Genomic DNA, 19,506 nt, shown 5'->3' with positions numbered 1-19,506 from the left:
AACTTATAAAAAATGACTGGATTCCCGCCTACGCGGGAATGACGATGGTTGAATATTTCAGACGGCCTAAACGAATTTTGCAAAGGTCTCAACCTGTATCTGTTTCCCAAACAGCCGCTCCGTTAAGCGCCGTATTCCGCCCACAGTTGGTCTTGCAGGCTGGCCTCTTCTCCGCCTTCGGCAGGCTCGGCGCGCGCGTAGCTGCCGTCGGGGCGCATCAGCCATGCCTGCCGGTTGTCTTGCAGGGCAAGGGTGAGGCCTTCGCGTATCACGCGGGCTTTCAGGGCGGCGTCTTCGATGGGCGTGCAGGTTTCGATGCGGCGGAAGAAGTTGCGGCCCATCCAATCGGCGCTGGAAATATAGGTGTTTTCTTCGCCGTCGTTATAAAAATAATACACGCGCGAGTGTTCGAGCTGGCGGCCGATGATGGAGCGCACGCGGATGTTGTCGGACAGGCCGGGCACTTCGGGGCGCAGGGCGCACATGCCGCGCACAATCAGGTCGATTTGCACGCCGGCGGCGCTGGCGGCGTATAGGGCTTCGATGATGCCGGGTTCGATCAGCGAATTCATCTTGGCGATAATCCATGCGGGGCGGCCGTCTTGGGCGTGGCGCATTTCGCGCGCTATGCTTTCCATCAGCATAGTGTGCAGGGTAAACGGGCTTTGGTAGAGTTTGTTCAGACGGCCCGGCTGCCCTAATCCGGTGATTTCCATAAACAGGGTGTTCACATCGGCGGTGAGGTCTTCGTCGGCGGTAATCAGGCCGAAATCGGTGTAGATGCGCGAGGTGCCCTGGTGGTAGTTGCCGGTGCCCAAGTGGGCGTAGCGTTTGAGCACGCCTTCTTCGCGGCGGATAACCAGCGCCATTTTGGCGTGCACTTTGTAGCCGAACACGCCGTACACCACGTGCGCACCAGCGTTTTCAAGCTGCTGCGCCCAGTTGACGTTGTTAGCTTCATCGAAACGCGCCATCAGCTCCACCACCACGGTTACGATTTTGCCCGCCTGCGTGGCGCGCAGCAGGGCTTTCACCAGCTCGGAGCTGCTGCCGGTGCGGTAAATCGTCATTTTGATGGCCACCACGTCGGGGTCAGCGGCGGCTTCCTGAATAAAGCGCACCACCGGCTCGAACGATTGGTAGGGATGGTGCAGCAGCACGGGGGCGGCTGCGGCGGCGTCAATCACCGATTTGCCTTTGGTCAGGCTTTTGGGCAGCCCCGCCGTGCGAGGCGGAAACTTTAAATCGGGGCGTTCTACCATGTCGGGCACGGCCATCAGGCGCACAAGGTTGACGGGGCCTTTCACTTGATAGAGTTCGTCGATATCGAGTTTGAAATGGCCGAGCAGGAATTCGTAGATATGGGCGGGGCAGGTTTCGGCCACTTCGAGGCGCACGCCGTCGCCGTATTCCCTGTCTTGCAGTTCGCTTTGGATGGCGGTGCGCAGGTTTTTGAGGTCTTCTTCGTCAACGGTCAGGTCGCTGTCGCGCGTGAGGCGGAACTGGTGGCAGCCTTTGACTTCCATGCCGGGGAAGAGTTTGCCGACGTATTCGTGCAGAATCGACGATAAAAACACGAAGCCGTTGTCGCCGTTGCAGATTTCGGGCGGCAGTTTGAGCACGCGCGGCAGAATGCGCGGCGCCTGCACGATGGCCATGCCCGAGGCGCGGCCGAATGCGTCGGTGCCCACCAATTCGACGGCGAAGTTGAGCGATTTGTTGAGCGGACGCGGGAACGGGTGCGAAGGGTCGAGGCCGATGGGGGTGAGGATTTGCAGCAGCTCGCGGTCGAAATAATCTTGAATCCACGCACGCTGTTCGGGTGTCCAGTTGCGGCGGCGGTAGAAGTGTATGCCTTCTTTGCTCAAGGCCGGTTGCAGCTCTTCGTTAAACAGGGCGTATTGTTCGCGTATCAGCGCGCGGGCTTCTTCGCGGGCCGCGGCGATGGTTTCGGCGGGGGTTTTGCCGCTGTCGAGAATCAGGTTGGGGCGCTGCTTCTGCTCGCGCTTGAGATAGGCCATGCGCACTTCGAAAAATTCGTCGAGGTTCGACGATACGATGCACAAAAAGCGCAGGCGCTCCAACAGCGGCACGCGCGTATCCTGCGCTTGCGCCAACACACGGCGGTTGAAGGCCAGAAGGCTGAGTTCGCGGCAGAGTAATCGGTTGGTTTCAGACATTATTTGCTCCGTAATCCGGCAGTATGGGTATTAGCCGCAAAGTATAGCATTTTCGGCAATACTTTCATCATCATAACGACAGGCCGTCTGAAAAACATTCAGACGGCCTAACTATCGGTTAATCAACCACTAAAAGCAAATTATGCGCCGAACACTTTGAAACGGCCTTCCAACGGAGCAAACGTTTTTTCGCCTGCGGGGGCTGCAATGCCGCCGAACACCATTTGCGCGCGCAGAGTCCACGAAGCGGGAATATCCCACTCTTTGGCCACGGCCGCGTCAATCAGCGGATTGTAGTGTTGCAGGTTGGCACCGATGCCGGCTGCGGCCAGCGTGGTCCACACGGCATATTGGTGCATGGCGTTGGTGTGCTCGGCCCACACGGGGAAGTTGTCGGCATAAGTGGGGAATTGCGCCTGCAAACCTTTCACTACCTCTTGATCTTCAAAAAACAGCACCGAGCCTGCGGCGGCTTTAAACATATCGAGTTTTTGTCGGGTAGGCTCGAATTTGTCGGCAGGAACGATGGCGCGCAACGCATCTTCGGCAAACTGCCACAATTTTTCATGCTCGGCACCGAACAGCACCACCACGCGGGTAGATTGCGAATTAAACGAAGAAGGCGTGTGCAGCACGGCGTGCTCAACGATGCCCGCCACTTCCGATGCCGGCAGCGGCAGGTTTTTGTTTAACGCATAAACCGAACGGCGGGTTTGCGCCGTTTGTTGGATATTTTGGTAAGTCATAATATTTCCTTAATAAAATCAGCTGGTTTTAATAAAATATTCAAACAGGGCAAAGCGCTTATGCCGCTTTTTTGAATGCGTTGTCCAAGGCCCACGCGCCGCCGCCGGCAGAAGCCAAATAGAGAAAAACGAAGCAGTATAACGCAGCCAGCTCACCGTCGTTAATCAGCGGCAACAAAGGCGCGGCAGAAGCGTGTGCAATAAAATAAGCCGAAGCCATCAAACCGGAAAGCACGAATGCAACGGGGCGGGTAAACAAACCGAGCAACAGCAGCAAGCCGCCGAAGGCCTCGAAAACACCCGCAATGCCGGAAAGAGACATCAACTGCAAATTATCGAATCTTTCGATATGCGGCAAGGCAAACAGCTTCGCCGTGCCGTGCAGCATAAACATATAGGCTGCGGTAATGCGCAGAATAGAAAGAATAACAGGCTGAAAACGCGATAAAACGCCCATAAAAAAATCCTCAGGAGTGTGTGTTTGTTAAGATGTGCGCAGTATAGCCGTTTAATTTTTATTGATATACAATCCTTTTATTGAAACAACGTTTACTGATAAGAAATCATGGACACCCTGTTCAGCCTCAAAGTATTCCGCCAAGTGGTGCAAAACGGCAGTTTCACCCGCGCCGCCGAACAGCTCGGCATTTCCACCGCCATGGCCAGCAAACACGTGAGCCATCTCGAAAACACCATACAGGCCAAACTGCTGCACCGCAACAGCCGCAACCTGCACTTAACCGAAACGGGCGAAGAATATTTCCGCCAATGCAGCTACGCGCTCGAAACGCTGGAAACCGCCGCCCGCAAAGCCGCCAACGGCACCGACAAACCGCAGGGCGTGTTGCGCATCACCATGCCGCGCTGGTTTGCCAACCCGCGTTTCAGCGGCTGGCTGGCCGAATACGCCGCACGTTACCCCGACGTGTCGCTCTATCTTGATCTGAGCAACCGCCACGTTGATCTGATTGCCGAAGGTTACGACCTGGCCTTGCGCGTATCCGACACGCCCAACCCTTCGCTGATTGTGAAGCCGCTGGCCGATATCGAATTTCTGCTGCTCGCCTCGCCGGATTATCTGCGCCGCAACGGTGTGCCGCAAACCCCCGAAGAGCTTGGCAACCATCCGGCGGTGCTGGCTTCTTATGTGGATATGAGCGGCATCGAAATACGCCACAACGGCAGCGGCAAGCGCACCAAACTGGCCTTGAACCCCGTTGCCCACTCCAACAGCGCGCTGATGACAGGCAGCCTGATCCGCGCAGGCGCCGGCATCGGCTACCAGCCTGCATGGTGCGTGGACGAAGATTTGGCTTCGGGCAGACTGGTGCAGCTGCTGCCGGATTACCATATTTTCACCACCAAACTATATGCGGCCTATATAGACCGCACGTTTTTAAGCGCGAAAGTACGCAGCTTTATCGATTTTTTAAGCGAGAAAACCGCCGGTTGAACGCAGCGGAATATGCCGGGTAAGGCTGAGACCTTTGCAAGTTGTTTAGGCCGTCTGAAACGCCCAAGTATCGTCATGCTCGGGCTTGACCCGAGCATCTTTTGGTTTAAGCAGAAAAAGAGAGACTCGGGTCAAGCCCGAGTATGACGAAATATAAATAAGTTCAGGATTAAAACGGTTTTTTTCAAAGGCCTCGGCCTAAAACCTTTGCAAGCCCACCCTGCAATAAAAAACGCCGCTTCTTTATAAAACGAAGCGGCGTTTGCCATCAGAATCAAGATTATTTACGCAGGCCCAAACGGGTAATCAGGTTACGGTAGGTATCGGGCTGGGTGCGGCGCAGATAGGCCAGCAGGCGGCGGCGTTGGCTCACCATTTTCAACAGGCCGCGGCGGCTGTGGTGGTCTTTGGGGTTGGCTTTGAAGTGGGGGGTCAGGTCGTTGATGCGGAAAGTCAACAATGCAACCTGCACTTCAGAAGAGCCGGTATCGCCTTCTTTGCGTTGGAAATCTTTAACGATTTGTGCTTTTTGTTCTACGGTCAATGCCATGATGGATAAACTCCGAAAAATAATGAACCTTGCGGTTCGGACAAGTTTGCCAAGCCGAAACCCGTGCAAACTCCTGAAATCCGTTTCAAACGGAAAGCGGGATTATGCCACAGTTTGCAACGGTTTGCACGGGTTTGTGAAAACCGTACCGAAGAAGCCGTTTGTTCAGACGGCCCCTGTTTAAAAAAGCTGCGGCCTACCAGCAATAATGGCAGAACGGCCGCCGGAACGGCCCGCGGAACGGATAGTAGAAATCGTCCCAATCGTCGTAATAGCGCATACGCTCAAGCTCTTGGCGGGCAAGGTAGTTCTGCCATGCCATTTTGTAGCAGGCTTGGAACATCGGGTCGGAAACCTTATCCACATAGCGCAGGCGGAACGATTTTTGCACGGACGCATCCGGGTTTGCCGACAATTCGAACTGCTGCCGCATCAGTTGTGCGGTTTCTTTGTCGCACTGCGCCGCCAGCGCCACCTGCAAATCCTGCTCGCGTTTTTTCTGCGCCGCTTCGCGCGCGGCGCGCTGTTCGGGGGTAACGGCACAGGCGGCCAGCAGCAGGGCGGCGGCTAAGGCAATCAAGGTGCGGGTTTTGTTCATAACGCTCTCCTTTCGGGCGGATACCCCTCAAAACGGAATTTACGCTTTTTTCGGGAAAATTGCACGGCTTACGCGCCGGCTCGGTCTGCCTTCATCAGGCGGCGGGCTTCATGCCAATAGCCGTCGGGGCGGCGTTCGAGTTCGGCAACCAGGCCGCTTTCCAAACTGCGGATATCGTCTGCACCCTGCGTTTCGTTTCCGGCGATGCGCGCGGGGGCTAAAAAATCCATACGCGGCAAAGCGTAATAACGCTTGAGGCCGTCTGAAAAATCATATTCCGCCCAGTCTTCTATATAGAGACCGTGCCAGCAATAGGGGTTTAACGGCGCTTGGCTGCCGGGCTGCGCGGCGGCCGAAAAACCGATGCCGCGCACCACCGTAACGGCGCGCACCTGCTGCGGTTGCAGCCCCAACCCGTGCAACACGCCCTGCCCTGCTTCGGTTTGCAGCAGGGCGGTTTGCTGCGTGAGCTTGGCGGCTTTATCGGCCAAACGGTCGCGCGGGTTCAAACCGGCCATTTCAGACGGCCTGCCGTTTCGGCTGCCGTAGTATTTGCAGGTTAGTTCGATGTGGCACGGCTGCCCGTTAATTCGAGCGATGAAGTCGGCCGCACCTGCGGTTTGGCCTTGTGTGTTTTGCACCACGGCATTTTGCGCCAACAGCACGGTATGCGGCGCGGTTTCCAACCAAAATGCCAGCAGGCTTTCGGCATACCAACCCAAACGGTTGCCGAACGGACGGCGCGCTTGCAGATATTGCCGCAGGTTTTCGGGGTTGCCGTCCAAATCGAGCAGATAACGGAAGCCTTTGTCGCCCAACAGTTCGCACACGCCCAATTCGGCACCGCTGTGCCAGAGGGCGGGCGCGGTGAGAACCGAGGCGAGCGCGCGCACGTCGGGGTCGGTCAAACGCCACCACAGGGCGTCGAGGGAATAATTCATAGCTGTTTATGATTCATGGGATACAGGCCGTCTGAAACGGTTTCAGACGGCCTCAAACTCAATCTTTCAAATTGCGTTTAACGGTGTTTAAAAACCCGCGCAAGATATCGATGTCTTCGGTTTGCGTGCCTGCCCGCATAAACAGGCTCTGCATACGGCGCATCAGGCGCTCGCTGTTGCGGCGGTTGAAAAAGCCCACACTTTCCATCACGCTTTGCATATGGGCAACCATACCGGCGATTTGTTCGTGGGTGGCGGGGCGGGTTTCCTGCGCCAGATGCGTCATCGGCACATCGGTTTGGCTGAACAGCTCGTAGCACACCACCTGCACGGCCTGCGCGAGGTTGAGCGAGAAATAGCCGGGGTTGCCGTTGATGGTCATCAAGCGGTTGCAGCTTTGCACTTCTTCGATGCTCAAACCGAAAGTTTCGTTGCCGAACACCAGCGCCACCTGCTGCCCCTGCGCGGCGGCCTGCAACAGCTCGGGAACCAGCTTGCGCGGGGTTTGCAGCGGTGCGGTCAGCTCGCGTTTGCGGCTGGTGAGGGCGCAGCTTAAGGCGGTGCCGGCCAGCGCTTCATCCAACGTGGCGGTGATGCGGGCGTTTTCGAGCACGTCTGCCGCGCCCGAAGCCAGCACGAAACTTTCTTCGGGCAGCCTGAACGACTGCGGGTTGGCGGCATCGAACACGGGCGGCACTTCCGTTACCGGCGTGGCGATAAGCTGCGGGGCCACCAGCGTCAAGCGGTGCAGCCCCATGGTTTTCATGGCGCGGGCGGCCGAGCCGATATTGGCCGGATGGCTGGTGCGCGCGAGCACGATGCGGATATTGCCGAGATAATCCGGCAGCGCGGGTTTGGGATTGTTCATGTTTTATTTTCGTAACAGGGGTATAATACGGGCTTCGATTTCACTGTTCAGACGGCCTGCAACCAAATTGCAAAGGCCGTCTGAAACGTTCTTTAAAAAACATTGGAAACCGCAAAACGCCGAGTTGGTTTGCGCATTATTGTACCCGATTAGCCCGATTGGAAAAGCCACCATGAACCCGATTTTGAACACCGCCCTCAAAGCCGCGCGCAAAGCAGGCGATATGATGATACGCGCCTCGCGCGATTTGGACGCCGTAAAAACCGACAGCAAAGCGTTTAACGATTTCGTTTCCGATGTCGACCGCACTTCCGAAGCCATTCTGGCCGACGCCCTCAAAGAAGCCTACCCCCACCACAAAATCACCGCCGAAGAAGGCGGTACGCAAGGCAAAGCCACCGCCGAATACGAGTGGATTATCGACCCGCTCGACGGCACCACCAACTATCTGCACGGCCATCCGCAATATGCAATCTCGATGGCGCTGCTGCACAAAGGCGTGTTGCAGGAAGCCTTGGTTTACGCCCCCGAACGCAACGATTTATACATGGCCTCGCGCGGCAAAGGCGCGCTGCTCAACGACCGCCGCATCCGCGTATCCAACCGCATCGAGCTGAACCGCTGCCTGATCGGCACCGGCTTTCCCGTGGTTGACCAAAGCATGATGGACACCTACCTCGCCATTCTGAAAGACATTCTCGCCAAAACCGCAGGCGGCCGCCGCGAAGGCTCGGCCGCACTCGATTTGTGCGCCGTGGCCTGCGGCCGTTTGGACGGCTTTTTCGAATTCAACCTCAAACCGTGGGACATCGCCGCCGGCGCCTTAATCGTGCAGGAAGCGGGCGGCATCGTTACCGATATGCAGGGCAACGAAGGCTGGCTGGAAAGCGGCGACACGGTGGCCGGCAACCCGAAAGTGCTGGCGCAGATGCTGCAAATCATCGCGCCGCACGTGAAATAAACGTTTGCGGCTTTCGCCGCCCCGCCGAAACCGGCACCGGCTCGGTAAAATTTCCGTTTTGGTTTGAAGCGGCAAGGCAAATATCGGCAGGCCGTCTGAAATATTTCAGACGGCCTGTTCTGCCTTTTTATCGAAGATGTTATAACGTAACATTAAATATTTTTAATTTCAATGACTTATATCAAAAATAAGTTTGATTCCTATTTGAAAAAAGCGCATACTCCGCTTCAGCAGCAGATGCGGATTATGCCGGCCTAGGGTCTGTCGACGCGACCGGCGAAGCGGTTTTTGAGGCAAAAAGCGCAGCAAGGTTGAACACCTTGCGAGCATTTTAGCTTCGCAAGTCCGCTACGCTACCTAACGCCGCAGACGGAGGATTTTGACCAAAAATACCGCCGTTGCGTTGTGTCGACAGACCCTAGCGGCCGCGCAACCGCCGTTTCTGCATTTATCACTTGAATCAGGAGAATGCACCATGAAAATGAAAGCAGCAGTGGTTACCCAAAACAGCGACGGCAACGTGGATATTATCGAACGCGAAATCCGCCCGCTCGAAACCAACGAAGCACTGGTAGAGGTGGAATATTGCGGCGTATGCCATACCGACCTGCACGTTGCCGCCGGCGATTACGGCCAAAAACCCGGCCGCGTGCTCGGCCACGAAGGCATCGGCATCGTTACCGAAGTGGCGCCCGGCGTAACCCGCCTGAAAAAAGGCGACCGCGTCAGCATCGCCTGGCTGTTTAAAAGCTGCGGCGCCTGCGAATACTGCAACACCGGCCGCGAAACCCTTTGCCGCACCGTTTTAAACGCCGGCTACACCGCCGACGGCGGTATGGCCACCCACTGCATCGTTGATGCCGACTACGCCGTAAAAGTGCCCGACGGCCTCGACCCCGCGCAAGCCAGCTCTATTACCTGCGCGGGCGTAACCACCTATAAAGGCATCAAAGTTTCCGGCGTGCGCCCCGGCCAATGGATTGCCATATACGGCGCGGGCGGCTTGGGCAACCTGGGCGTGCAGTATGCGAAAAAAGTGTTCGGCGCGCACGTTATCGCCATCGACATCAACGACGACAAACTGGCTTTAGCCAAAGAAGTGGGCGCCGATTTCACCATCAACGCCGCCAAAGAAGACGTGGCCAAAGTGATTCAGGAAAAAGTGGGCGGCGCGCACGCGGCCGTGGTTACCGCCGTTTCGCGCAACGCCTTTAATTCCGCCGTGGATGCCGTGCGCGCCGGCGGCCGCGTGGTTGCCATCGGCCTGCCGCCCGAAACCATGGATTTGTCTATCCCGCGCATCGTGCTCGACGGCATCGAAGTTGTCGGCTCGCTGGTGGGCACCCGCAAAGACTTGGAAGAAGCCTTCCAATTCGGCGCCGAAGGCATCGTGGTGCCGGTGGTGCAGAAACGCACGCTCGACGAAACCAACGCCATTTTCCAAGAAATGCGCGACGGCAAAATCCAAGGCCGCATGGTTATCGACATGAAAGCAAGCTGCGGCTGCGGTAATCACTAAACCCTGATGGCAGCATCAAACACAGGCCGTCTGAAATATTTCAGACGGCCTGTTTATCCATTACAATAGCCCTCCACCGTCAAGAAGAAAGCAGCCCATGATAGCCGTTATCGGCGGCAGCGGCCTCACCCGCCTGCCCGAACTCAACATTACCCAACGCCGCATCGTGCGCACCCCCTACGGCCTCACCAGCAGCCCGCTGCTGTTCGGCACGCTCGGCAGCCGCAGCATCGTGTTTCTCGCCCGCCACGGCCTCAACCATTCGCTCGCCCCGCACGAAATCAACTACCGCGCCAATATTTGGGCGCTGCATTCCGTAGAAGCCGAAGCCGTGGTTTCCGTGTCTTCCGTGGCCGCATTGAGCGATGCCTACGAACCCGGCTCGCTGGTGGTACCCGACGACTTGGTCGATTACACTTTCGGCCGCCACAGCACGTTTTTCGAAGGCCAGCAGCACGAAGTGGTGCATACCGATTTTTCCGACCCCTACGACAACGCCCTGCGCCGCGCCCTGCTCGAACACGCCGCAAGCCACAACACGCCCGTGCACAGCCGCGCCGTTTACGGCTGCCTGCAAGGGCCGCGCATGCCCACCCGCGCCGAAGTGCGCCGCTACCGCAACGACGGCATCGACATTATCGGCATGACCGGCATGCCCGAAGCCGTGCTCGCCCGCGAACTCGGCCTGCCCTACGCCCACCTGTGCGGCGTAACCGGCATCGCCTGCATGAACGGCGGCCGCGAAGCCGCGTGCAACCTCGACGACATCCACGCCATCGAAAAAATCCGCCGCCTGCTGGTGGATTTGTAAACTGCCGTTTCAGACGGCCCTAGGGTCTGTTGACAATGAACCTTGGCAAAACCCCAATCAGGCCGTCTGAAAACCAAGCACCGCCACCGCGCACCAAACAAGGAGCCGCCATGCCGCACCCCCTTCCCACCGTTACCGTCGGCCTCGTTTCCGCCAGCGACCGCGCCAGCAGCGGCGTGTATGCCGACGAAGGCATCCCCGCCCTGAAACAATGGCTGCAAGCCGCCGTAAAAAACCCGCTCAACTTCGCCGAAGCGCTGGTTGCCGACGAACAGAGCGCCATCGAAGCGGTGCTGCGGCGCATGGCCGACAGCGACGGCTGCGACCTGATTTTCACCACCGGCGGCACCGGCCCCGCCCCGCGCGACGTTACCCCCGAAGCCACGCTGGCGGTTACCGACAAAGAAATGCCCGGCTTCGGCGAGCAGATGCGCCAAATCAGCCTTTATTATGTGCCGACCGCCATCCTGTCGCGCCAAACCGCGGGCATACGCGGCAAATGCTTAATCGTCAACCTGCCCGGCCGTCCCAAAGCCATCGCCGAAACCTTGGGCGGCGTACGCGGGGAAAGCGGGGAAATCAAAGTCCACGGCCTGTTTGCCGCGATTCCGTATTGCGTCGAACTAATCGGCGGGGCGTTTATCGAAACCGACGAAGCGGTGTGCAAAGCGTTCAGGCCGAAACAGAAATAACGCCGAATGCCCCGTTTATCCTAACTATTTTTATAGAAACAAAAAGGAGGCCGTCTGAAAACCTTTTCAGACGGCCTTCGGCCTTTGCAAAATCACTTTCAATATCTTAAAACCTCTGCGTCATGCTCGGGCTTGACCAAGTATCTTTTTGCTTCAAAAGAAATACCCAACACTCGAATCAAGCCCGAGTATGGCAGCATTTGGGCATTTCAGACGGCCTGCCCTAACCTCGCGGATGGTGTTCCCGCACGATGCTCTTCAGCCGCTCGTTGGCAACATGGGTGTAAATCTGCGTGGTGCTGATGTCGGCATGGCCGAGCAAGAGCTGCACCACGCGCAAATCGGCGCCGTGGTTCACCAAATGGGTGGCGAAGGCATGGCGCAGGCCGTGGGGGCTGAGGTGCTGTATGCCGGCGCCCTCGGCATATTTTTCCACTATCATCCATGCCAGTTGGCGGCTGATGCCGGCACGTTTCTGGCTCACAAACAATTCGTCGCAGATTCGGTTTTTCAATAATTGCGGCCGCGCTTCGGCCAGATAGCGCTCTATCCAATACACGGCTTCGGCACCCAGCGGCACGATGCGCTGTTTGCTGCCTTTGCCGATGGTATTGATGATGCCTTTGCCGAGGTTGGCTTCGTTCACTTTCAGCTTCACCGCTTCGCTCACGCGCAGGCCGGTGGCGTAGATTAATTCGAGCAGGGCTTTGTCGCGCAGGCCGTGCGCCGATTCGGTGTCGGGCGCGTTTAACAGCGCCTCGATTTGCGCTTCGGTAATCAGTTTGGGCAGCGTTTGCGCCTGCTTGGGCGCGCTGAGGCGGCGGGTGGGGTTGTCGGCGCGCTGTTCGGTTTCGAGCAGCCAGCCGTAGAGCCGCTTGCAGGCCGACAGCGCGCGGGCCTGCGAGCGTGTTTTTTCGTCGGGGTGGTAAACGGCGGCGGCCAAATCGGTACTTTGCGCGGTCTGCCAGTCCAACCCCTGCGCGCGCAGGCGGCCGGCGATTTTTTCCAAATCGCGGCGGTAGGCATCGAGCGTGTTTTGGCTCAAACGGTGGTTCAGCCACAGGTGTTCGAGCAGGCGTTCGGCAAGGGTGTCGGGGTGTTTTTCAGACGGCATAAACGGGGTTCACAGGGCGGCCGTTACGATAATCAAGGCAAAAACCGCAACGATGGCCGCCAGAACGCTTAACATGGCGGCTTTGGCGGCTTTGGCCTTAACCGCCGCCAAATGCGCTTCCGCCCGCGCTTTGCCGGCCTGCGCTTCGGCCAAAAGGATTTCCGTCTCGGCCAGGCGTTTCTGTAAATCGGGTTGGTGGTTTTCGTTCATATTTAAATTTAAAGCATTGCGGTTGCGTTTTTTTCAGACGGCCTGCGGGTTATATGTCCACGCCTTCGTGTTTCAGCAGCCAGCGTTTGATATTGAGCGCGTCGCCCTCGCCGCTGGAAAAGCCGCCCAAGCCGTGTTTGGCAACAACGCGGTGGCAGGGCACCACCAGCGCCAGCGGGTTTTTGCCGCACGCGCCGCCGACGGCGCGCGGGTGGCTGCCGATTTTGCGGGCAATGTCTTGGTAAGTCATCACCTGACCGGCGGGGATTTCGGCAATCGCCTGCCACACTTTGCGCTGGTAGGCCGTGCCCTGCTCCGAAACGGGCTGGTTAAAGTTTTTCAGACGGCCTGCAAAATAGTTGTCGAGCTTGTTCTGCCACGCTTCGGGCAGGGGATACGGCGCATATTCGGGCTTGCCGGAAAGATGCAGTTCGAGCAGGTTGTTTTGCCCGTCGAAAACCAGCGTGATGTTGCCGAACGGGGCGGCGTATAAACAGGGATAGCGGTTCATAATGCCTACTTATGCTTACTTTGGCCGTCTGAAAACCCGCAGCCGGATTTTCATTGTTTTTTAAACCATAGGGCGTGCAGTCAGAAAGCGTTGCGGCGTTATGACTACACGCCCTAGCGAATAACACGCGTTCAGCCGGCCAAACCCAAACGCGCCGCCAGCCGTTCTTTAACCTGCGGCCATTCGGCGTGGGTCAGGCTGTACATCACGGTGTCGCGCACACTGCCGTCGCGGCGCACCTGCTGGCCGCGTATCACGCCGTCTTTTTGCGCGCCCAGCCGTTCGATGGCCTGTTGCGAGCGGGTGTTCAGGTTGTCGGTACGCCAGCCCACGGTTTGCACGCCCAGCGTGTCGAAAGCATGGCGCAACAGCAGGTATTTGCAGGTGGTGTTGGCGCGGCTGCGCCAGTAGCTTTGCGCATACCATGTGTAGCCGATTTCCAGGCGTGCGGCGGCGGGAATGATGTCGTGATAGCTGGTGCTGCCGATAACTCTGCCGCAGGTTTCGTCTATCACGGCGAAGGCCAGACGGTCGGGGGTGAGCAAGGCTTTGCGGATATAGTCGGCGGTTTCGTGCGGCTCGGGCACCGAGGTAACCACCAGCCGCCACAGTTCGCCGTCGGCTGCGGCTTCGCGCAGGCCGTGTTCGTGCTGCATACCCAGCGGCTCCAAACGGATGCCGTTCAAGCCGAGGGTTACGGGTTGCGGGGTATTCACGGCTGTTGCTTTCAAGACAGGTTTTGCAGGGTTTCCAGCACTTCCTGCGCATGGCCGGCCACTTTCACTTTGCGCCATTCGCGGATGATTTCGCCGTTGCGGTCGAGCACGAAAGTGCTGCGCTCGATGCCCAGCGATTCTTTGCCGTAGAGTTTTTTCAGTTTGATTACGTCGAACATTTTGCACACGGTTTCGTCGGCGTCGCTCAACAGCTCGAACCGGAAACCCTGTTTGGCGCAGAAATTCCGGTGCGACTTCACGCCGTCGCGCGAAATGCCTGCCACGGTATAACCCAATGCTTCAAACTGCGCCAGGCGGGTGTTGAAATCCAAACCTTCGGTGGTGCAGCCGGGCGTGCTGTCTTTCGGGTAGAAATAAACCACCAGCGGCAGATGTTCGGACGACACGAAATCGCGGCCGGCGCTGGAAGGCAGGGTGAAGTGGTATGCCATATTTGCCCTTTCTTGAAGAAATGTTTTCAGACGGCCTTATCTTATATCATTTCGGGCGGGTGCAAAAAGCCTTATATAGCGGATTAAATTTCAATTAAGACAAGGCAGGCAGCACAAATTAAAGGCAGCGCCGTATTATTTGAAATCCAACCGCTACCGGCCGTCTGAAAATTCCGCCACGGCTTTACGCGCTCCTTTATAATGTGGGCAATTCGTCAAAAAAGGAAAAGCGAAATGGGCGTTTTGAACAGTTTGTTGGGCATGGCGGTGCTGATTGCGATTGCGGTGCTGCTCTCCACCAACCGCAAAGCCATCAATATCCGCACGGTGGCGGGCGCGTTTTTGATCCAAGTGGTGCTGGGCGCGCTGGTGCTGTATGTGCCGTGGGGGCGCGACGGCCTTTTGGCGGTGTCGGAAGGCGTGGGCAAGGTGATTGCCTACGGCGGCGACGGTGTGAGCTTTTTGTTCGGCGGTTTGGTGTCGGACAAAATGTTTGAGGTGTTCGGCGGCGGCGGTTTCGTGTTCGCCTTTCGCGTGCTGCCGATGATTGTGTTTTTCTCGTCGCTGGTGGCGGTGCTGTATTACATCGGCGTGATGCAGATTCTGATTAAAATCATCGGCGGCTTTCTGCAAAAAATGCTGGGCACCTCGAAAGCCGAATCGATGTCGGCGGCGGCGAACATTTTCGTGGGCCAAACCGAAGCGCCGCTGGTGGTGCGCCCGTTTATCCGCAAAATGACCGAATCGGAACTGTTTGCCGTCATGAGCGGCGGCCTGGCTTCGGTGGCCGGTTCCGTTTTGGGCGGCTACGCGCAGATGGGCGTTCCGCTGCCCTACCTGATCGCCGCTTCGTTTATGGCCGCGCCCGGCGGCCTGCTGTTTGCCAAACTGTTGGTGCCGGAAACCGAAAAACAGCAAACCGAAGCGGAAATCGACGCCGCCGCCGATGAAGAGGAAAAACCCGCCAACGTGATTGATGCGGCAGCGGGCGGCGCGGTAACGGGGGCGCAGATTGCCATGGCGGTAGGCGCTTCGCTGCTGGCGTTCGTGGCCTTAATCGCCATGCTCAACGGCCTAATCGGCGGCGTGGCGGGCTGGTTCGGCTACGGCGGCCTAACCCTGCAAACCATTTTGGGCTGGCTGTTTGCGCCGCTGGCGTGGGTAATCGGCGTGCCGTGGCACGAAGCGGGCATCGCCGGCTCGTTAATCGGCCAAAAAGTGGTGGTGAACGAATTTGTGGCCTATTCCGAATTCGTGAAATACTTACGCCCCGAATCGGCCGTTAAGCTGAGCGAAAACACGCAGGCGATTATTTCGTTTGCCTTGTGCGGCTTCGCCAACCTGGGTTCCATCGCCGTGCTGGTGGGCGGCCTGAGCATCATGGCGCCCAACCGCCGCAAAGACGTGGCGCGCCTCGGCCTCAAAGCGGTGGTGGCCGGCTCGCTGTCGAACCTGATGAGCGCGGTGATTGCCGGTTTGTTTATCGGTTTGTCGGGCGCGGCCATTATCGGTTAAAACCAGGGCAAGGCCGTCTGAAAACGCAGTTTCCGAAAGGAAACAAGTTTCTGCGAAGCTAAAACAAACTTTCAGACGGCCTGTTTGATTGATAAAAGGAAACCACAGTTTATGTTTACCGGCATCGTTCAGGGCATGGGGCACATCGCCGCCGTGCACGCGCCCTCCCCCGACTTCCGCACCTACACCGTCGAGCTGCCCGAAGAAATGGCGCACAACCTGCAAACCGGCGCTTCCGTTGCCAATAACGGCTGCTGCCTCACCATCACCAAAATCAACGGCCGGCTGGTGGATTTCGACCTGATGGGCGAAACGCTGGCCAAAACCAACCTCGGCGCACTAAGCGTGGGCAGCCCCGTCAACCTCGAGCGTGCCGCCCGCTTCGGCGACGAAATCGGCGGCCATCTGATGAGCGGCCACATCATCGCCACCACCACCATCACCCGCATCGAAGAGAGCGCACACAACCGCACCGTATGGTTCGCCCTGCCGCCCGAATTAAAGCCCTATATCCTCACCAAAGGCTTTGTGGGCTTAGACGGTTGCAGCCTCACCATCGGCAGCGTAACCGACGGCGAATTCAACGTGCACCTGATACCCGAAACCCTGCAACGCACGCTGTTCGGCAGCCGCCGCGCAGGCGACGTGGTCAACATCGAAATCGACCCGCAAACGCAGGCAGTAGTGGACACGGTGGCTAGAATGTTGGCGCAGCGTTAACCCGCTTGAATAGGCTTTGTGCAACCCTTATCGGTTTTTAAACGCTGGTTTCATACCCGAAATTAATCCGAATATCTTATTGTTTAAAACGCCAACTACTCCGGATGCCATAGGGTTTTGCCGGCTTTCAGACGGCCTTCCCGTATTTGCCCGGAGGCCGTCTGAAATCTTTTGCTTGAACACTATGCCATACTGCCTCGACCGTAAATTCCGGTAAACCCAACTGGCCTTCTCTGCAAGCGCCCTGATATCTGAAACCTGTCGCCAAACTAAAATTTAACATTTTGTTGTCTTGATATTTTATCAACCTCTTATCAAATAGTTTTTCATAATTAAGATTATTTGAACTATAAATTATCCAAATCAACATGAAGGGCGTACAATCCGCTCCAGCGCTTTTGATGCACCTTTTTTTATCAACCTTATCATTGTTTAGGAGTTCCAAATGGCATTAGTAGACCGCACCGGCCAACAAGTCCCCAGCGTTGTATTCCACACCCGCGCAGGCGATGCTTGGAAAGACGTTTCCACCGACGATTTGTTCAAAGGCAAAAAAGTAGTGGTGTTCTCGCTGCCCGGCGCATTCACCCCCACCTGTTCTTCCACCCACCTGCCCCGCTATAACGAGCTGGCCAAAGAATTCAAAGCCCGCGGCGTTGACAGCATCTTGTGCGTATCCGTAAACGACACTTTCGTGATGAACGCATGGCTGGCCGACCAAGAAGCCGAAAACATCATCGTTGTGCCCGACGGCAACGGCGAATTCACCAAAGGCATGGGTATGCTGGTGAGCAAAGAAGGTTTGGGCTTCGGCGACCGCTCTTGGCGTTATTCTATGCTGGTTAACGACGGCAAAATCGAAAAAATGTTTATCGAGCCGGAAAAAGAAGGCGACCCCTTTGAAGTTTCCGATGCCGACACCATGCTGAAATTCATCGACCCCAACTGGAAACAGCAAGAATCCGTTGCCATCTTCACCAAACCCGGCTGCCCCTTCTGCGCCAAAGCCAAGCAACTGCTGCAAGACAAAGGCTTGGACTACGAAGAAATCGTTTTGGGCAAAGACGCCACCACCGTTTCCGTGCGCGCCATCACCGGCAAAACCTCTGCCCCGCAAGTGTTTATCGGCGGCAAATACATCGGCGGCAGCGAAGAGCTGGAAGCTTTTCTGGCCAAATAATCCGCTGATTACCGTGGTTTGAACGCCACCTGCAAACGTGCCGTTATCCACCCGTAACGGCACGTTTTTCAAATATTCAGACGGCCAAAATGCAATGCAGGCCGTCTGAAAAACCGCAGCAGATTTACGCAAACCGGCATTGCAGGCCGTGGTTCCGGTTTTCTTAAATTTCTTGCTTATCCGTTTTAAAGGCCGTCTGAAACGGCACCCCAAAAGGACAACATCATGAAACAACTCCAAGCAGACGTAGTGGTTATCGGCGGCGGCACCGCCGGCATGGGCGCGTTCCGCAACGCCCGCTTCCACACCGACAACGTTTACCTGATCGAGGGCCACGCTTTCGGCACCACCTGCGCCCGCGTCGGCTGTATGCCCTCCAAGCTCCTGATTGCCGCCGCCGAAGCGCGCCACCATGCCCTGCACACCGATCCGTTCGGCATTCATTTAGACAAAAACAGCATCACCGTTAACGGTGCAGAAGTGATGAATCGCGTGAAATCAGAGCGCGACCGTTTTGTCGGCTTTGTGGTCAGCGACGTAGAAGAATGGCCGGCCGACAAACGCATCATGGGCAACGCCAGATTTATCGACGAACACACCGTCCAAATCGACGACCACACCCAAATCAAAGCCGACCGCATCGTGATTGCCACCGGCTCGCGCCCCGTTATCCAGCCGCAATGGGAAGCGTTGGGCGACAAGCTGATTATCAACGACGACGTATTCTCTTGGGACACCCTGCCCGAAAGCGTGGCCGTATTCGGCCCCGGCGTAATCGGTTTGGAACTCGGCCAGGCCCTGCACCGCTTGGGCGTGAAAACGGAAATCTTCGGCGTGGGCGGCTCATTGGGCGGCATCACCGACCCCGTGGTGCTGGCCGAAGCCAAAGCCATTTTCAGCGAAGAGCTGCCGCTGCATTTGGATGTTGATCCCGAAAAAACCGAAGTCAAACTCAATCAGGAAGGCAAAGTGGAAGTACACTGGGTGTGCGGCGGCGAGCGCGGCGTGTACACCGCCGACTACCTGCTGGCCGCCATCGGCCGCCGCCCCAACGTCGATAAAATCGGGCTGGAAAACTTAAACATCGAATTGGATGAGCGCGGCGTGCCCAAAGCCCACCCGCTTACCATGCAAACCAGCATTCCGCACATCTTTATCGCAGGCGACGCCTCCAACCAGCTGCCGCTGCTGCACGAAGCCAGCGACCAGGGCAAAATCGCGGGCGACAATGCCGGCCTCTACCCCAACATCGCCAACGGCCTGCGCCGCAGCCCGCTGGGTGTGGTGTTCACCAATCCGCAAATCGCCATCGTCGGTCTGCGTTATGCGCGCGTGTTCGAGCGCTATAAAAACCCCGAGTGCGTGGCAATCGGCGAAGTGTCGTTCCGCAACCAGGGCCGCAGCCGCGTGATGCTGGTTAACAAAGGCCACATGCGCGTGTATGCCGAACAAGGCACCGGCCTGTTTATCGGCGCCGAAATCGTCGGCCCCGCCGCCGAACATCTGGCGCACCTCTTGGCTTGGGCACACCAGCAAAAGATGACCGTGCCGAAAATGCTCGATATGCCCTTCTACCACCCCGTTATCGAAGAGGGCCTGCGCACCGCCCTGCGTGATGTGAACAGCAAACTGAAGCTGGGCGAAGTGCATACCGAATGTGCCGAATGCCCGGGCGCATAAGCCTGAGACCAAGGCAGTTTTGCAAAGGTCTCGAAACGGTTACTAAACAAGTGGAGGCCTTTGCAAAATTCTTTGAGGCCGTCTGAACA

At 57.2% G+C, this 19,506-nt stretch carries 21 protein-coding genes; 9 read left to right on the top strand and 12 right to left on the bottom strand.

Annotation, left to right across the window (positions count from 1 at the left end; genetic code table 11):
- Positions 1-122: 122 nt before the first annotated feature.
- The 3 genes from ppk1 to H3L92_RS02185 form a co-directional block, all read right to left on the bottom strand.
- Positions 123-2,180, bottom strand: a complete 2,058-nt coding sequence (gene ppk1, locus H3L92_RS02195; protein ID WP_085364959.1) for a polyphosphate kinase 1 — start codon at positions 2,178-2,180, stop codon at positions 123-125.
- A gap of 140 nt (positions 2,181-2,320) precedes the next feature.
- Positions 2,321-2,926: a nitroreductase family protein gene (locus tag H3L92_RS02190; RefSeq protein ID WP_085364960.1), complete on the bottom strand. Its 606-nt coding sequence runs from the start codon at positions 2,924-2,926 to the stop codon at positions 2,321-2,323.
- Between the two features lie 58 nt (positions 2,927-2,984).
- Complete coding sequence (locus tag H3L92_RS02185) at positions 2,985-3,383, bottom strand: DoxX family protein (RefSeq protein WP_085364961.1); 399 nt, start codon at positions 3,381-3,383, stop codon at positions 2,985-2,987.
- Between the two features lie 108 nt (positions 3,384-3,491).
- Here H3L92_RS02185 and H3L92_RS02180 point away from each other — a divergent pair, with 108 nt between their 5' ends.
- Positions 3,492-4,379: a LysR family transcriptional regulator gene (locus tag H3L92_RS02180; protein WP_085364962.1), complete on the top strand. Its 888-nt coding sequence runs from the start codon at positions 3,492-3,494 to the stop codon at positions 4,377-4,379.
- A 280-nt stretch (positions 4,380-4,659) separates the two neighbouring features.
- Here the strand turns inward: H3L92_RS02180 and rpsO are convergent, their stop codons facing one another.
- From rpsO to H3L92_RS02160, 4 genes are all read right to left on the bottom strand, one after another.
- Positions 4,660-4,929, bottom strand: coding sequence for a 30S ribosomal protein S15 (gene rpsO / locus H3L92_RS02175; RefSeq protein ID WP_085364963.1), 270 nt, complete (start codon positions 4,927-4,929; stop codon positions 4,660-4,662).
- 196 nt (positions 4,930-5,125) lie between these two features.
- Positions 5,126-5,527, bottom strand: coding sequence for a hypothetical protein (locus H3L92_RS02170; RefSeq protein ID WP_085364964.1), 402 nt, complete (start codon positions 5,525-5,527; stop codon positions 5,126-5,128).
- A gap of 68 nt (positions 5,528-5,595) precedes the next feature.
- A complete protein-coding gene (locus tag H3L92_RS02165) occupies positions 5,596-6,468 on the bottom strand; it encodes a DUF1853 family protein (protein WP_085364965.1) in 873 nt (290 codons plus the stop codon).
- 58 nt (positions 6,469-6,526) lie between these two features.
- Complete coding sequence (locus tag H3L92_RS02160; protein ID WP_085364966.1) at positions 6,527-7,336, bottom strand: RNA methyltransferase; 810 nt, start codon at positions 7,334-7,336, stop codon at positions 6,527-6,529.
- 172 nt (positions 7,337-7,508) lie between these two features.
- On the opposite strand from H3L92_RS02160, the gene H3L92_RS02155 reads away from it, so the two are divergent.
- From H3L92_RS02155 to mog, 4 genes are all read left to right on the top strand, one after another.
- On the top strand, positions 7,509-8,297 hold the full coding sequence (locus tag H3L92_RS02155) for an inositol monophosphatase family protein (protein WP_085364967.1): 789 nt from the start codon (positions 7,509-7,511) through the stop codon (positions 8,295-8,297).
- A 475-nt stretch (positions 8,298-8,772) separates the two neighbouring features.
- Entirely contained in the window at positions 8,773-9,816 is a 1,044-nt protein-coding gene (gene adhP / locus H3L92_RS02150; protein WP_085364968.1) for an alcohol dehydrogenase AdhP, read from the top strand.
- Between the two features lie 97 nt (positions 9,817-9,913).
- Positions 9,914-10,627 (top strand): S-methyl-5'-thioinosine phosphorylase, encoded by a 714-nt coding sequence (locus H3L92_RS02145; protein WP_085364969.1) that lies wholly within the window; start codon positions 9,914-9,916, stop codon positions 10,625-10,627.
- Positions 10,628-10,737: 110 nt separating this feature from the next.
- A complete protein-coding gene (gene mog, locus H3L92_RS02140) occupies positions 10,738-11,319 on the top strand; it encodes a molybdopterin adenylyltransferase (protein WP_115336276.1) in 582 nt (193 codons plus the stop codon).
- 223 nt (positions 11,320-11,542) lie between these two features.
- Here mog and xerD read toward each other — a convergent pair whose 3' ends face one another.
- From xerD to H3L92_RS02115, 5 genes are all read right to left on the bottom strand, one after another.
- On the bottom strand, positions 11,543-12,433 hold the full coding sequence (gene xerD, locus H3L92_RS02135; protein ID WP_085364971.1) for a site-specific tyrosine recombinase XerD: 891 nt from the start codon (positions 12,431-12,433) through the stop codon (positions 11,543-11,545).
- Positions 12,434-12,442: 9 nt separating this feature from the next.
- On the bottom strand, positions 12,443-12,643 hold the full coding sequence (locus H3L92_RS02130) for a hypothetical protein (protein WP_085364972.1): 201 nt from the start codon (positions 12,641-12,643) through the stop codon (positions 12,443-12,445).
- A gap of 49 nt (positions 12,644-12,692) precedes the next feature.
- A complete protein-coding gene (locus H3L92_RS02125; RefSeq protein WP_085364973.1) occupies positions 12,693-13,154 on the bottom strand; it encodes a methylated-DNA--[protein]-cysteine S-methyltransferase in 462 nt (153 codons plus the stop codon).
- Between the two features lie 131 nt (positions 13,155-13,285).
- Positions 13,286-13,870: a GNAT family N-acetyltransferase gene (locus tag H3L92_RS02120; protein WP_085365141.1), complete on the bottom strand. Its 585-nt coding sequence runs from the start codon at positions 13,868-13,870 to the stop codon at positions 13,286-13,288.
- Positions 13,871-13,881: 11 nt separating this feature from the next.
- On the bottom strand, positions 13,882-14,322 hold the full coding sequence (locus tag H3L92_RS02115; protein WP_085364974.1) for a peroxiredoxin: 441 nt from the start codon (positions 14,320-14,322) through the stop codon (positions 13,882-13,884).
- Positions 14,323-14,556: 234 nt separating this feature from the next.
- Between H3L92_RS02115 and H3L92_RS02110 the strand changes: the two genes are divergently transcribed.
- The 4 genes from H3L92_RS02110 to H3L92_RS02095 all read left to right on the top strand — a co-directional run bounded on the left by H3L92_RS02110 (position 14,557) and on the right by H3L92_RS02095 (position 19,417).
- Positions 14,557-15,837 (top strand): NupC/NupG family nucleoside CNT transporter, encoded by a 1,281-nt coding sequence (locus H3L92_RS02110; protein WP_085364975.1) that lies wholly within the window; start codon positions 14,557-14,559, stop codon positions 15,835-15,837.
- 111 nt (positions 15,838-15,948) lie between these two features.
- Positions 15,949-16,557 (top strand): riboflavin synthase subunit alpha, encoded by a 609-nt coding sequence (locus H3L92_RS02105; RefSeq protein ID WP_085364976.1) that lies wholly within the window; start codon positions 15,949-15,951, stop codon positions 16,555-16,557.
- Between the two features lie 445 nt (positions 16,558-17,002).
- On the top strand, positions 17,003-17,737 hold the full coding sequence (locus H3L92_RS02100) for a glutathione peroxidase (protein WP_085364978.1): 735 nt from the start codon (positions 17,003-17,005) through the stop codon (positions 17,735-17,737).
- Positions 17,738-17,962: 225 nt separating this feature from the next.
- Positions 17,963-19,417 (top strand): dihydrolipoyl dehydrogenase, encoded by a 1,455-nt coding sequence (locus H3L92_RS02095; RefSeq protein WP_085364979.1) that lies wholly within the window; start codon positions 17,963-17,965, stop codon positions 19,415-19,417.
- Positions 19,418-19,506 lie beyond the last annotated feature (89 nt).

The sequence above is a fragment of the Neisseria dentiae genome (assembly GCF_014055005.1).
In the GTDB taxonomy this organism is placed as follows: Bacteria; Pseudomonadota; Gammaproteobacteria; order Burkholderiales; family Neisseriaceae; genus Neisseria; species Neisseria dentiae.
This window is presented reverse-complemented; position numbering and strand designations above follow the sequence as displayed.